The organism is Nonomuraea coxensis DSM 45129 (genome assembly GCF_019397265.1).
Taxonomy (GTDB): domain Bacteria; phylum Actinomycetota; class Actinomycetes; order Streptosporangiales; family Streptosporangiaceae; genus Nonomuraea; species Nonomuraea coxensis.
In genome coordinates this window covers 6,631,555-6,645,319 of record NZ_CP068985.1, presented here as the reverse complement: position 1 = coordinate 6,645,319, position 13,765 = coordinate 6,631,555, and the positions used below count along the sequence as shown (strand labels likewise).

At 74.1% G+C, this 13,765-nt stretch carries 13 protein-coding genes; 3 read left to right on the top strand and 10 right to left on the bottom strand.

Annotation, left to right across the window (positions count from 1 at the left end; all coding sequences use genetic code 11):
• Positions 1 to 141: 141 nt before the first annotated feature.
• Together Nocox_RS43385 and Nocox_RS43380 are read left to right on the top strand one after the other, a co-directional pair.
• Complete coding sequence (locus Nocox_RS43385; RefSeq protein WP_033408462.1) at positions 142 to 1,266, top strand: alkaline phosphatase family protein; 1,125 nt, start codon at positions 142 to 144, stop codon at positions 1,264 to 1,266.
• Positions 1,263 to 2,084 (top strand): sulfurtransferase, encoded by an 822-nt coding sequence (locus tag Nocox_RS43380; RefSeq protein ID WP_020541965.1) that lies wholly within the window; start codon positions 1,263 to 1,265, stop codon positions 2,082 to 2,084. The genes Nocox_RS43385 and Nocox_RS43380 overlap by 4 nt, the downstream gene beginning before the upstream one ends.
• 49 nt (positions 2,085 to 2,133) lie before the next feature.
• On the opposite strand, the gene Nocox_RS31150 is transcribed toward Nocox_RS43380, so the two are convergent.
• From Nocox_RS31150 to Nocox_RS31135, 4 genes are all read right to left on the bottom strand, one after another.
• Positions 2,134 to 4,638 carry a CHAT domain-containing protein gene (locus Nocox_RS31150; RefSeq protein WP_157382916.1) on the bottom strand — a complete coding sequence of 835 codons (2,505 nt, stop codon included), beginning with the start codon at positions 4,636 to 4,638 and terminating at the stop codon, positions 2,134 to 2,136.
• Positions 4,639 to 4,716: 78 nt separating this feature from the next.
• Positions 4,717 to 5,175, bottom strand: a complete 459-nt coding sequence (locus tag Nocox_RS31145; protein ID WP_020541963.1) for a hypothetical protein — start codon at positions 5,173 to 5,175, stop codon at positions 4,717 to 4,719.
• On the bottom strand, positions 5,172 to 5,711 hold the full coding sequence (locus Nocox_RS31140) for an RNA polymerase sigma factor (RefSeq protein WP_020541962.1): 540 nt from the start codon (positions 5,709 to 5,711) through the stop codon (positions 5,172 to 5,174). The genes Nocox_RS31145 and Nocox_RS31140 overlap by 4 nt, the downstream gene beginning before the upstream one ends.
• Before the next feature lie 74 nt (positions 5,712 to 5,785).
• Complete coding sequence (locus Nocox_RS31135; protein ID WP_020541961.1) at positions 5,786 to 6,799, bottom strand: S8 family peptidase; 1,014 nt, start codon at positions 6,797 to 6,799, stop codon at positions 5,786 to 5,788.
• Between the two features lie 176 nt (positions 6,800 to 6,975).
• Between Nocox_RS31135 and Nocox_RS31130 the strand changes: the two genes are divergently transcribed.
• The gene (locus tag Nocox_RS31130) at positions 6,976 to 7,470 is read left to right on the top strand and encodes a DUF3145 domain-containing protein (RefSeq protein ID WP_026214085.1); all 495 of its coding nucleotides are present in this window, start codon (positions 6,976 to 6,978) and stop codon (positions 7,468 to 7,470) included.
• Positions 7,471 to 7,599: 129 nt separating this feature from the next.
• On the opposite strand, the gene Nocox_RS31125 is transcribed toward Nocox_RS31130, so the two are convergent.
• The 6 genes from Nocox_RS31125 to Nocox_RS31100 form a co-directional block, all read right to left on the bottom strand.
• Positions 7,600 to 9,024 (bottom strand): acyl-CoA carboxylase subunit beta, encoded by a 1,425-nt coding sequence (locus Nocox_RS31125; RefSeq protein ID WP_020541959.1) that lies wholly within the window; start codon positions 9,022 to 9,024, stop codon positions 7,600 to 7,602.
• Positions 9,025 to 10,257 (bottom strand): beta-ketoacyl-ACP synthase II, encoded by a 1,233-nt coding sequence (gene fabF, locus Nocox_RS31120; protein ID WP_020541958.1) that lies wholly within the window; start codon positions 10,255 to 10,257, stop codon positions 9,025 to 9,027. It lies immediately after the preceding gene.
• 45 nt (positions 10,258 to 10,302) lie between these two features.
• Entirely contained in the window at positions 10,303 to 10,542 is a 240-nt protein-coding gene (locus Nocox_RS31115; RefSeq protein ID WP_020541957.1) for an acyl carrier protein, read from the bottom strand.
• A 76-nt stretch (positions 10,543 to 10,618) separates the two neighbouring features.
• Positions 10,619 to 11,575, bottom strand: a complete 957-nt coding sequence (locus tag Nocox_RS31110) for a beta-ketoacyl-ACP synthase III (protein ID WP_020541956.1) — start codon at positions 11,573 to 11,575, stop codon at positions 10,619 to 10,621.
• Positions 11,572 to 12,468 carry an ACP S-malonyltransferase gene (locus Nocox_RS31105; RefSeq protein WP_026214084.1) on the bottom strand — a complete coding sequence of 299 codons (897 nt, stop codon included), beginning with the start codon at positions 12,466 to 12,468 and terminating at the stop codon, positions 11,572 to 11,574. The genes Nocox_RS31110 and Nocox_RS31105 overlap by 4 nt, the downstream gene beginning before the upstream one ends.
• Before the next feature lie 103 nt (positions 12,469 to 12,571).
• On the bottom strand, positions 12,572 to 13,696 hold the full coding sequence (locus Nocox_RS31100) for a PucR family transcriptional regulator (RefSeq protein WP_020541954.1): 1,125 nt from the start codon (positions 13,694 to 13,696) through the stop codon (positions 12,572 to 12,574).
• Positions 13,697 to 13,765 lie beyond the last annotated feature (69 nt).

Below are 13,765 nucleotides of genomic sequence, written 5' to 3'. Positions count from 1 at the left end.
CGCAACATGGCCGCGTTGGCCGTGTTCGCCACGTTCGGGAGCCCGTCTGCCGCGCGCCGCCGAATGCCGCCGTGAGCAGCAGTCCTGGCCTGCCCGGGTCGTGTCCCTGGCCGTCTCCCCCCGTACGGCTAGGATGTGGGCATGCTGCTGCCAGGCTACGGCGGGGGGTCGCTGGCCGACCTGCCCGGTGCTCTGCTGGCCGCCTTGGGAGTTCCCGAGTCCGCCCGTCCTGAGAACGCTCGCCTTACTCTTGCGCCCGCCGAAAGCGTCTGCCTGTTCCTCGTGGACGGCCTGGGCGCCGACCTGCTGCGCGCTCACCCCGAGGCCGCCCCGTTCCTGTCCTCCCTGGCCGGACGCACACTCACGGCCGGATTCCCGGCCACCACCGTCACGAGCCTGTGCTCGCTCGGCACCGGGATGACGCCCGGCGAGCACGGCATGCTGGGCCTGACCCTCGCCGTCCCCGGCACCGGCCACCTGTTCAACTGCCTGCGCTGGACTCTCCCCGGCGGCCTGACGATGGACCCCGAGCAGTGGCAGCCCGCCAAGACCGTCTACCAGCGGGCCGCCGAGGCCGGCGTCCTGCCGAGCTACGTGGCCCCCGCCGAGTTCGAGGGCACCGGCCTGACCAGGGCCGTCTTCCGCGGCGTCCGCTACCTCGCGGCCGACACCGTCGACGAGCGGATCGCCCGGGTGCACGAGGCCCTGCGCGAGCCCCACGCCCACGTCACCGTCTACTACGGCGACCTCGACTCCGTCGGCCACATGGTGGGCTGGGGCAGCGACGAATGGCTGCGTCAGCTCGCCCTCGTGGACGACATGGCCGTCCGGCTGGCCGAGGGCCTGCCGCCGGGCTCCGCCCTTTACATCACCGCCGACCACGGCATGGTCAACGCCACCGAGAAGGTGGATGCCGAGCAGGTCCCCGAGCTGATGGAGGGCGTCGCGCTGCTCGGCGGCGAGGCGCGCGCCAGGCACGTCTACGCCGAGCCGGGCGCCGCCCGCCACGTGCTGGAGGCGTGGGCCGAGACCTTCCACGGCAAGGCGTGGGTGGTCTCGCGCCAGGAGGCGGTGGATTCCGGCTGGTTCGGCCCCCGCGTACGCGAGGAGTGGCTGGAGCGCATCGGCGACGTCGTGGCCGTCCCGCACGACGGCCTGGCCATCACCGCCCCTTCCCGCCACCGCATCGAGGCGCTGTTCACCGGCTACCACGGCTCGATGACCGCCGCCGAGCAGAACGTCCCGCTCCTGGAGGTACGCCCGTGACTGGCCCGCTGATCACCGCCGCCGACCTCGCCGCGCTCGGCCACGACGTCACGTTGCTGGACGTACGCTGGCGGCTCGGCGGCCCGCCCGGCGTGGAGCTCTACCGCGAGGGCCACCTGCCGGGCGCGGTCTTCTGCGACCTCGACCGCGACCTCGCCGCCACGCCGGGCGGTGGCGGACGTCACCCGCTGCCGCACGCGGACGCGTTCCAGGCCGCGATGCGCCGCCTCGGGGTGCGCGACGGGCGGCCGGTCGTGGTCTACGACGACGCCGGCTCCACCTCCGCCGCCCGCGCCTGGTGGACGCTGCGCTACTTCGGTCACCAGGACGTACGCGTGCTCGACGGCGGTCTGCCCGCCTGGACGGCTGCCGGCCTGCCGCTCACCAAGGAGGCCCCCGGTGCGGCCGAGGGTGACTTCACCGCCCGGCCCGGCGGCCTGCCGGTCCTGACCGCGGAGGAGGCCGGGGCGCTGGCCCGCGCCGGTGTGCTGCTCGACGCCAGGTCGGGGGAGCGGTTCAGGGGCGAGGCCGAGCCGGTCGATCCGATGGCCGGGCACATCCCGGGCGCGGTGAGCGCGCCGACCACCGAGAACGTCGGCCCCGACGGCAGGTTCCTCGACCCCGCGGCGCTGCGGGCCCGCTTCGCCGGGCTCGGGGCGGGGGAGGGCGTACCGGCCGGGGCCTACTGCGGTTCGGGCGTGATGGCTGCCCACGAGGTGCTGGCCATGGAGCTGGCCGGGCTGCCCGCCGCCCTCTACGTCGGCTCCTGGTCCCACTGGGTGACCGACCCCACCCGCCCGATCGCGACCGGCGCGTAGCCAGGACGGACCCCTGCCTGGGCGGCCTCAGGGAGCGGCGGACGGCCGGTCAGTAGAGTGGCCGGTCGCCGGCGCCGAAGCAGGTGAACTCGTACACGCCGGTCTTGGCCGCGGCGGCGGCCAGGGCCGCGTCGGGCGGCTGCCCGACCGCGACGAGTTCGTGGAAGGCGCTCATCACCGCCCGCGCCGCCTCGTCCTGCACCGGCACCATCCCGGCGATCACGCACGCCGCCCCCTGCGCCAGGAACGTTCCCGGCAGGCCGAGGGGCGCCCCCTCGACCGGCGCCCGCGACATGCCGGAGTTGCACGCCGACAGCACGACCAGCTCCGGCGCCCGCTCCAGGGTCAGCAGGTCGTAGGCCATCAGCAGCCCGTCGTCCAGGGTGATGCCGGACATCAGGGGGCTGCGGGCGTGGAAGACGCCGTGCGCGGCCAGGTGCAGCACGTCCACGCCGTCGAGGGCGTCGAGGACGGCGCCGCTGCGCGCGGGGATCTCGGCGGTGTCGCGATGGCAGGCCAGGACGTGCGTCACCTCGGCGTGCGCGTGCGTCAGCCCGGGCCCCGCCGCCGCGACGACCCGGGGGACGCCGTCGCCGCGCCGGCCCTGCCGTGCCCGCGCCCGCAGCCAGCCGGCGGCGCTCGCCGCCACGCTCACCGGGCGTTCGCGCAGGGAGGGCAGCGCGCTCCAGGGCAGCGTGTGCAGGGCCCCGACCGGAACCACCACGAGCGCCGCGCCGTCCAGCTCGGCGTCGAGCGGCCGGAACAGCAGCCGGTCCACCTCCTGCGCCGCCACCTCCAGGTCGTTGCCGCCGTCACCGTCCGCGGAACCGGACCAGTCGCGCCGCTCGCCGTGCCGCCGCAGCGCGTAGCGCAGCCGTACGACCGCCTCCTCGACCGCCCGCACCGCGCCCAGCCACCGCAGCAGCACCCGCTCCCCGCTGACCAGCACCGCGAGCAGCGACTCCCCGTCGATCACGAACTCGACCAGGGCGCCCGAGCCCAGCTCCGCGCCCACCCGCCGGGGATCGATCGCGGGGGAGCCGTGCGCGGGCGCGGTGACGGCCCGCCACCGCTCGGCCCACTCGAACACGTCGCGGGGAAGCCCGTTCCGCACCGCCAGTGAGAGCCCGAACGCCGCCAGCCGCTCCCCGGCCCGTGCCGCGTGGGCCCGCAGCGACGGGTCGTCGAAGCCCTCCACGCCCTCGCCGACCTCGGCCAGCCCTTCGTGCACCGCGTGGAAGGCGCCGGGCACGTCCTCGCGCAGCGCGGCCTCCAGCGCGAGCGCGTGCTGCCGCACCGGGGCGGGCACCTGCCACTCGCCGGCCAGCCGCCCGCCGGGGAACGGCTCGTCGGGCCGCTCGTCCACGGCCGCGTGCCGGGTCAGGCGGGCGAGCTGCGCCGACGCCGCAGGATGGTCGTCGACCGCGAGCGCCGCCTCGGCCGCCGTGAGGCGGAGCGCCGCCGCCCCCGGGAGCTGGGCGAGGCCGTCCTCCAGCTCGTCGGCGCAGGCGATCAGGCCGGACACCAGCTCGGGCGTGACGGGCCCGAGGGCGAGGCGCGAGCGCAGCACGACCTCCCTGGCCAGCGGCAGCCACGACGTGCGTTCCTGGTCGGCCAGCTCCTGCGCCGCCTGCTCGCCGACCTGCAGCGCCCGGTGCGGGTCGCCGGTCAGCAGCTCGACCTGGGCCAGCTTCAGCCGCGCCTCGGCGAGCGCCACCCGCCCGCCGCTCGCCTCCAGGTCGGGCACGGCCAGGTTGAGCATCGCCCTGGCCTCGCCGGGCAGGTGGGCCGCCAGCAGGGCGCCGGCGAAGTCGGCCCGCATGGTCGCCAGGCGCTCGGGATAGCCGAACAGCGTGTCCTCGGCCTCCCGGTAGTGGTGGAAGGCGCCGGCGATGTCGCCCCGGCGTACGGAGAGGAACGGGAGGTTGGCGGCCGAGAGCCGGGCGAGGTGGTGCAGGCCCGCGTGCTGGGAGATCTCCAGGCAGGCGGTGAGGTCGCGCATGGCGGCGTCCCACTCGCCCCGCCAGCAGCGGACCAGGCCGCGGTTGAGCAGCCCGCCGGCGAGGAAGCGGCGGTCGTCGACGGTGCCCGGCGCGTGCACCAGGGCGCGCAGCGCCCGGTCGCAGGAGGCGATGGCCTCCTGGTGGCGGCCCAGGTGGGAGAGCGCGACGGCGCGCTGGGTGTCGAGCTTGGCCCGGTCGAGCGGGCGCAGGTAGGCCCAGGCCAGGGCGGCCAGGCGGAGGGCCTGGAGGGGGTGGCCGAGTTCGGTGCGTACGGTGACCAGCGACAGCCGCGCCTGCGCCACCCGCTCGCGCGGCGCGCCCGGCACGGCGATCGCGGCCCGCAGGTGGTGCTCGGCGCTGTCGAGGTCGCCCAGCTCGCGGTCGGCCAGCGCCATGGCGCGCAGCGCCACGGCCTCGGCCTCGTGGGCGCCGGCCCGGCGGGCGGCGGAGAGCACCGCGCCGGCGGCGCGCAGGGCGTGCTCGGGATCGACCAGCGAAAGCAGCATGGCGGCCTCTGCCGCCTCGACGAGAGGACAGGGGCCGTCGCTCATGGCCGGCCCTGAGGGGAACGGTCGGTTAAGGACATGTCCCTCCCGTCAGGGCTGCGGGAATCGGGGCTGCCGGGCGGATCACGGGCGGATGCGCACCCAGCGGGTCTGTACGGGCGCCTGCCCCGGCCGGTGGCACACCACGCTGAGCCAGCCCGGCGGCAGCCCGGTGGCGGCGAAGCAGCCGTTGGGGCTGATCGGCCGGGACAGCGTGAGGTGCGGCGTGCGCACGTCGACGAACGCGCCCTCCCCGGGGCAGGGGAACACCTGCCCGGCCACGTCGATGAGCCCGTCGCCGACCGTCACCTCCAGGTCGAACGTGAGCCCGTCGGCGACGAACCGCACCAGGTGCGAGCCGTCGTCGCCGCGCGTCCCCGCGCCGGCCCGGACGGTCGCCGCCTCGGCGGCCGGGGCGGCGGTCAGCGAGCCCGCGACTCGCAGGCCGTAGACCTCGCGGGCGGCGGCGGACACGTGGGCCGGCGGCGGATCGGCTCCGGCGGCCAGCCGGAGCGCCGCCAGGACATATTCGTCGTTGATCATCGCGCCATCTCCTGCGTCGAGATCAGAGTGCGCAGTTTCTCCAGGCAGCGGGCCCGGGTGGGGCCGACGCTGCCGATGGGCAGCCCGAGCCGGGCCGCGGTCTGCCGGCTCCCGAGGTCGATCGCGACGAGCTGGAGCAGCGTGCGGCAGGGCTCGTGCATGGTGGAGACCGCCTTCCAGAGGAGCTGACGGTCGTCGTCGCCGAGGACGGCGGCGCCCGGCTCGGGCTCCTCGGCCACGGCCAGGGCGTGGACGCCGGAACGGCCGCTCTCGCGCAGGAGCTGCAGCGCCTCGCGGCGCACGACCGTGGCCAGCCAGGCGCCGACCCGCTCGGGCTCCCTGATGTCCTCCATGCGCTGCAGCAGCCGCAGCCAGCCGCCCTGCACCACGTCGGCCGCGTCGGCGGCGCCGAGCCCGGTGGCGCGGGCCACGGCCCACATGAGCGGGCCGAACTCGGCCTCGAGCGCGTCCCACGCCGACCGGTCTCCGTCGGCGGCGGCTCGCAGCAGCTCCGCCGGGGCGCGCTGGGCGTGCACGAGGCCTCCCTCACGTCAGGGACGAGGAGGCGATCACGCCTCACCGTGATGGACCGTGGACTGAGAGTGAAACTCTACAGACTCACGGGAACGACAACTCCCAGATCGGGAAAGTGCCGGGCGTCCTCCGCGTCGAGCAGCCGCCGCACCACCTCCTTGGCCGGCTCGGCGGCGGCCCCGGCCGCGATCGTCCCCGACACCAGCGCCGCGGCGAACGACGTGCCGCTCCACGTCGCGAACCCGCCGAACTCGCCGAGGTCCAGATAGCTGCTCTCCAGCCAGTCGCCGCGGGCGCAGGCGTCCACCCATGTGCCGTACCCGGAGTAGGCGGCCCGCTGCCGCCCCGTCGCCTCCAGCGCGGCCACGCCGACCACGGCGGGCAGCGCCGCGGGCCAGAACGGGCGGTCGGAGGCGGTGTTGCCGGCGCAGGCGACCGTCACGGTGTCGCTCAGCGCCGCGATGGCGTCGTTGAGCAGGGGCGGCGGCCGGTCGTCGAAGGTGTGGCCGCCGAAGGACAGGTTGATCACGTCGGGCGGGTCCTCCCGCATACGGTGCAGCGCGCGGATCACGCTCGCCTCGTCGCCGATGCCGTCGCCGTCCAGCACCCGCCGCACGCGCAGCGACACGCCGGGGGCCAGGCGCGCCAGCATTCCCGCGACGAACGTCCCGTGCCCCGCCTGCTGGCCCTCGCCCGCGTCGGCGTCCTCCGGGCCCACGCGGGAGTACCAGTCCGTGCCCGACCACCAGGGGTGCTTGACCACGCCGGTGTCGAGCACCGCCACCGTCGCCGCGGAACGGTTCCTGGCCGGCCGGTACGCGATCGGCTCCACCGGGAACGGCCGCGACGCCGGGCCGCCGAAGAACAGCGGCTGCCCCCTGAACACGTGGTTGGGCGAGGCCCGCAGGCCCCTCGCGGACAGCTCGGCGGCGAGCTCGCAGGGGTCCACGCCGGGGGCCAGATGCGCGACGCAGACCCCGTCGGCCTCGGAGACGGCCTGGGTCCAGCGGGCGACGGCGGCCAAGGTGCTCCGGTCGGCCAGGAGCTGACCTGGCCGGATGAGCGCCTCGCCGACAGATTGGAAGTTCATGGCGACGTATGTTTCCCGCCCGCACCAGGTGTCACGCGACACTCCCGCACCAACTTGGTATGGCCCCCCACTGGTGCCGGATGGCGACCGACGGTAGTCTCTCCCTAGTCACTTGTGATCATCCCTATGTACGAGGCCGTTGGGGAAGGCGCACCTCGTACCGAACGGGAGGTCCGGTGTCTGCACGTGGCGTCCTTTACGTCCACTCGGCTCAGCCCGCGCTGTGCCCTCATATCGAATGGGCGGTCGCGGGTGTCCTTGGCGTGCCCGTCGACCTGACGTGGACGCCGCAGCCCGCCGCGCCCAACGTCGTGCGGGCGCAGGCCGAGTGGGAGGGCAGGCCCGGCATCGCGGCCGCCATCGCCTCCTCCCTCATGGGCTGGCAGCGGCTCAGGTTCGAGATCACCGAGGACGCCTCGCCGGGCGTGGACGGGTCCCGCCACGCCTACACCCCGACCCTGGGCGCCTTCACGGCCGTCATCGGGGTCAACGGCGACATCATGGTCCCCGAGGACCGCCTCAGGGCCGCCATGATGCTGGCCGCCCAGGGGCGCTGCGACCTCGAGGAGGAGCTCGACAAGCTGCTCGGGCGGCCGTGGGACGAGGAGCTGGAGCCCTTCCGCTACGCCGGGGACGGCGCTCCCGTCCGCTGGCTGCACGCCGCCGTCTGAGCGGCCCCACACCACCTCCCCCTGAAAAGGCCCCCACCGGCTCCGGTGCGGGGCCTTTTGGGCTGCTGAGGAAAGCCGGAGGCCCCGTACCCAGGCGGTGGGTACGGGGCCTCCGAGAGGAATGCGGTGTTACAGGGGGATGTTGCCGTGGGCGCCGCGCGCGGGGGTGGCCTGGGCGAGGACCTTGGCGATGGCGCCGCGCGTCTCCCCGGGACTGATCACCTCGTCGATGACCCCGAGCTGCTGAGCGCGTTCGAGCCCGCCGGCGAGCTTCTGGTGCTCCTCGGCCAGCCGCTCCTCCAGCGCCGCCCGCTCCTCCTCGGGCGCGGCGGCCAGCTCGCGCCGCTTGAGCACGCGCACCGCCGCCACCGGCCCCATGACCGCGATCTCGGTGGTCGGCCAGGCGAAGACCTTGGTGGCGCCGAGGGCGCGGGAGTTCATCGCGATGTACGCCCCGCCGTACGCCTTGCGCGTGACGAGCGTGACCCGCGGCACCGACGCCTCGGCGAAGGCGTGCAGGAGCTTGGCTCCCCGCCGGACGACGCCGTCGTGCTCCTGCCCGACGCCCGGCAGGTAACCGGGAACGTCCACCAGGACAACCAACGGCACGCCGAAGGCGTCACACATGCGTACGAACCGGGCGGCCTTCTCGGCGGACGTGGCGTCGAGGCAGCCGCCGAGCCGCATCGGGTTGTTGGCGATGACGCCGACGGTCCGGCCCCCGAGGCGGCCGAGCGAGGTGACGATGTTCGGCGCCCACTTGGGGTGCAGCTCGATGCCGGCCTCATCGAGCAGGCCGTTGACGAGCGGCTTGACGTCGTAGGCCCGGCGCGGGGACTCCGGCAGCAGCGTGGAGAAGTCCACTTCCTCGATTTCTCCCGCGCGCACCCGCCCCTGGTGGCCGAGGAGCGTGGCGAGCTGGCGCGCCCTGACGTAGGCGTCGGTCTCGGTCTTGGTGACGACGTGCACGACGCCGCTGCGCTTGCTGTGCGGCTCGGGCCCGCCGAGGGCGGCGGCGTCGACGTTCTCGCCGGTGACGCTGCGGACGACGTCGGGACCGGTGACGAAGATGCGGCCGGTGTCGGCCAGGATGACCAGGTCGGTGAGCGCCGGCCCGTAGGCGGCGCCGCCCGCGGCCGGGCCGACGACCACGGAGATCTGCGGGACGACGCCGGACGCCTTGGTCATGGCGGCGAAGACCCTGCCGACCGCGTGCAGCGACTCGACGCCCTCGGTGAGCCGCGCGCCGCCGGAGTGCCAGACGCCGATGACCGGCACCCGCTCGCGTACGGCGACGTCGTAGGCGTGGACGATGTGCTCGCAGCCTTCGCTGCCCATCGCGCCGCCCTGGAAGCGGGCGTCACTGCAGAAGGAGACGACGGGCACGCCCTCGACGCGCCCCATGGCGGCGAGGACGCCGCTCTTGTCCTCCGGGGTGATCAGCCGCAGCGAGCCCTCGTCGAGCAGCGCGGACAGGCGGACGAGTGGGTCACGGGGATCGGCGGGCTCCTGTTCGGAGCCGGGCGTCACCACCCCGTTGTCGAGCACGGTCATCTAGGCCCCCTTGAACACGACGGACACGTTGTGCCCGCCGAAGCCGAACGAGTTGTTGACCGCGGCGATGTCGCCGTCCGGCAGCTTGCGGTTCTCGCCGTGGACGAGATCCACCTCGATGCCGTCGTCGGGGTTGTGCAGGTTGATGGTGGCGGGGACGATCCGGTCCTGCAGCGCCTTGATCGTGAAGACGGACTCGATGCCGCCCGCGCCGCCGAGCAGGTGCCCGGTCATGGACTTGGTCGAGGTGACCAGCGGGTGCGTGCCGATGGCCTTGGCGATCGCCTGGACCTCGCCGACGTCGCCCGCGGGGGTGGAGGTGGCGTGCGCGTTGACGTGCTTGACGTCGAGCCCGGACACGCCCGCGTTGGTGAGCGCCTGGGTCATCGCCATGATGATGCCCCGGCCCTCGGGCTCGGGCTGGGTGATGTGGTGCGCGTCGGCGGAGTAGCCGACGCCCGCGCAGTAGGCGTAGATGCGCGCGCCGCGCGCCCTCGCGTGCTCCTCGGACTCCAGCACGACGATGCCGGCGCCCTCGCCGAGCACGAACCCGTCACGGTCGCGGTCCCACGGGCGGGACGCGCCGGCCGGGTCGTCGTTGCGGGTGGACATGGCCCGCGCGGCGGCGAAGGCCGCGATGTTCAGGCCGTGGATGGCGGCCTCGGTGCCGCCGGCCACCACGACGTCGGCGCGGCCGACCCTGATCATGTCCATGGCGCTGCCGATGGCCTCGGCGCCGGAGGCGCACGCCGAGACGGTGGCGTGCACGCCCGCCTGAGCGCCCAGGTCGAGGCCGATCCAGGCGGCCGGGCCGTTGGGCATGAGCATGGGCACGGTGAACGGCGACAGCCGGTTCCAGCCCCGCTCGCGGTAGGTGTCGTAGGCGTTGAGCGTGGTGGTGATGCCGCCGATGCCGCTGGAGACCACCACGCCCAGCCGCTCGGGGGCCACCTCGGGGGCGCCGGCGTCCTGCCAGGCCTCCCGGGCCGCGACCATCGCGAACTGCTCGCTGCGGTCGAGCCTGCGGGCCTCGGGCCGCGGCAGCACCTCGGCCGGATCGACGGCGGCCGTCCCCGCGAACTTCACGGGGACGGTGTCGATCCAGTCCGCGGTGAGGGTCTCGACACCCGACTGACCGGCGAGGAGCGCCGCCCAGGTCGAGGTGACGTCTCCACCGACGGGCGTCGTCGCGCCAAGCCCGGTGACGACGACACGTACCCGGTTCGCACTCACGTTTCGCGCTCCTTGCTGATGATCAGTTGCGTCTTGCGGTGGTTTTCAGCCCTGGATGAAGTTGAGGACGTCCTTGACCGTCTTCAGGTTCTTGAGCTGGTCGTCGGGGATCTCGACGCCGAACTCGTCCTGGGCGGCCACGGCGATCTCGACCATGGACAGGGAGTCGATGTCGAGGTCGTCCACGAAGCTCTTCTCGGGGGTCACCTCGGAGGCCGGAATGCCGGTGATCTCGTTGATGATCTTGCCGAGGCCCGCGAGGATGTCCTGCTCGGTGGCAGCCATGTCGTTGTTCTCCTTTGATTTTCCTTGGAACTGCACGGCCCGTGGACCGCGCAAGCGAGTGGTGCGGACGGTGATCCTACGGAATCTCGATCACTTGGCCCGCGTACGTGAGCCCAGCGCCGAAACCCAGCACGAGGGCCAGCCCGCCGGACTGCACCTCGCCGCGCTCCAGCATGCGCGAGAGCGCGAGCGGGATGGACGCGGCCGAGGTGTTGCCGGCGGTGACGATGTCACGCGCCACCGCGGCCTTCTCGGCGCCCAGCTTACGGGCGATCGCCTCGATGATGCGCAAGTTGGCCTGATGGGGGACGAAGGCCGACAGCTCGGACGGGTCGACACCCGCCCGCTCGCAGGCCTCCAGAGCCACCGGGTGCAGCGCGGTGGTGGCCCAGCGGAAGACCGTCTGCCCCTCCTGGTGGAGGAACGTCGTGCGGTCCTGGATCTGGATGGCCTCGAACTTGTCGCCGGCGCTGCCCCAGACCACGGGGCCGATGCCGGGGGTCTCGGCGGGGCCGACGACCGCGGCGCCCGCGCCGTCCGCGAAGATCACGGCGGTGGAGCGGTCGGTCCAGTCGACCCACTGCGACAGCTTCTCGCTCCCGATGACCAGCACGTTCCTGGCCGAACCGCCGCGTACGGCGGCGCTGGCGGTGGCGAGCGCGTAGCAGAAGCCGGCGCAGGCGGCGTTGACGTCGAACGCGCCGGGCGACCTGATCCCGAGGCGGTGCGCCACGATGGCCGAGGCATTGGGGATCTGCGTCTCCAGCGTGCAGGTGGCGACGATCACCAGGTCGACGTCGTCGGGCGACAGCCCGCTCGCGGCGAGCGCCTTGCCGCCCGCGATGGCGGCCATGTCCTCGACCGACTCGCCCGCGGGAGCGACCCGGCGCTCCTTGATGCCGACGCGGGACTGGATCCACTCGTCGTTGGTCTCCATGGTCCTGGCGAGGTCGTCGTTGGTGACGACATTGGCCGGCTGGTAATGGCCGAGCGCCAGCACCCGGGCGCCGGGGGCGATGTCGGGAATCCTCACTTGATCAGCTCCCTGGCCGCGTCGAGGTCGTCTGGGGTCTTCAGCGCCACGGTCGCGACGCCGCGCAGCCCGCGCTTGGCGAGGCCGGTCAGCGTGCCGCCGGGCAGCAGTTCGATCATCCGGGTGACGCCGAGCCCGGCCATGGTCTCCATGCAGGCGTCCCAGCGGACGGGGCTGCTGACCTGCTTGACCAGGCGTTCGACGAACTCGGCGCCGCCGGCGACCGGCCGGCCGTCGGCGTTGGACAGCAGCGTCACCCGCGGGTCGGCGGGCGTGACGCCCTCGGCGGCGGCGCGCAGGCTCTCCACCGCCGGCGCCATGTGCCGGGTGTGGAAGGCGCCCGCCACGGACAGGGGGCGCAGCCGGGCGCGGGCCGGGGCGTCCTCGGCGAAGGCCGCGAGCTCCTCCAGCGTGCCCCCGGCGACGATCTGACCGGCGCCGTTGATGTTGGCGGGCGTGAGCCCGTGTCTGTCGATGGCGGCCAGCACCTCGTCCTCGGCGCCGCCGAGCACGGCGGTCATGCCGGTCTCGGTGATCGCCGCGGCCTTGGCCATGGCCTGGGCCCGCTCGCGGACGAGGGCGAGCGCCTGCTCGGCGGTGAGCACCCCGGCCAGCGCGGCCACGGCGAACTCGCCCACGCTGTGGCCGGCGAGCACGTCGGGCCGCACGCCCAGGGCCTCGGCCGAGGCGAGCGCGGCGGCCACCAGCAGCGGCTGGGCGACGGCCGTGTCACGGATCTCGTCGGCGCCGGCGGTCGTGCCATAGGCGATCAGGTCGATCCCGGCGACCTCCGACCAGGCGCCGAGCCGGTCGGCGAGGCCGGGCAGCTCGAGCCAGGGAGCGAGGAAGCCTGGAGTTTGGGCACCTTGGCCCGGAGCGACGAGTACTAGCACGCATTCCACCATGCCCTGTAGAGGTTCGACACGCGGCTGGAGATCCATACGAACTTTGTCCAGGCTTATTTGTAGGAACCCCACAGTGGGGATTTCGGGTCGATTACGTTAGGGGTCTCCATGTAACAGCCGCTTCCGCGAGCCTGCCGAGGATCAGGCCGACCTGGAGCGTGAACGCCGAGCGGCCCTCCGTCGGCTGGTAGCCGGTCAGCTCCGTGATCTTCTTCAGCCGGTAGCGCACGGTGTTGGGGTGGACGAACAGCAGCCGCGCGGTCGCCTCCAGCGACGTGCCCTGCTCCAGGTACGTCGCCAGCGTGTCGAGCAGCGGCGTGCCCGCCAGCGGCAGGTAGACGTTCTCGATGAGCTGCTCCCTGGCGTCCTCGTCGCCGTCGAGCGCCCGCTCGGCCAGCAGGTCCTCGGCGTGCACGGGACGGGGCGCGTCGGGCCAGCCGGCGGAGGCCTTCAGCCCGGCCAGCGCGGCCCGCGCGGACCGGGGGGCGGCGTGCAGGTCGGGCACCTCGGGGCCGATCACGACGGGCCCCATGCCGAAGCGGGCCACGACCTGCTTGCCCGCGGCGTTGACGTTGTCGGCACCGCCGACGATCACCACGAGGCGGTCGGCCTGCACCCCTGCCAGCAGGTCCATGCCGATGCGGCGGCCCCGCTCGCGCAGCCCGTCGATGACCGAGCGGGGGTCGCCCTCGGGCGCGTGGCCGGCGATGACGACCACGGGGGAGGAGGTCCAGCCGAGCGCCGCCGCCCAGGAGTGGAGGCCGTCGTCGACCTCGCCGCGGACCAGGGCGTCCACGATCAGCGCCTCCAGCCGCGCGTCCCACGAGCCGCGCGCCTCGGCCTCGCGGGCGTAGACGTGGGCGGCGGCGAAGGCCACGTCGCGGGTGTAGCGCAACATGGCCTGCTGGAGCTGGTCCTCGCCGCCCGGCGAGGCCAGCTCGTGCGTCTGCGCCTCGACGACCTCGACCACCACGCGCACGATGTCGACGGTCTGCTGCAGCGAGATCGAGCGCTTGAGCTCGCGCGGCGCGGTGCCGAAGAACTCGATGCTGGGCGTCGGCCGGTCCTCCCCGGCGGTCGAGAACCACTCGACGAACGCCGCGATGCCGGCCTGCGCCACGAGCCCCACCCAGGAGCGGTCCTCGGCGCTGAGCGCGCGGAACCAGGGAAGCTGCTCGTCCATGCGGGCCATCGCCGCGGTGCCGAGCGAGCCCATGGCCCGCTCGAGCCTGCGCGTGGTGTCCTCCCGGGTCCGGTCTGTCACGCACTCTAGAGTGCCAGGTGG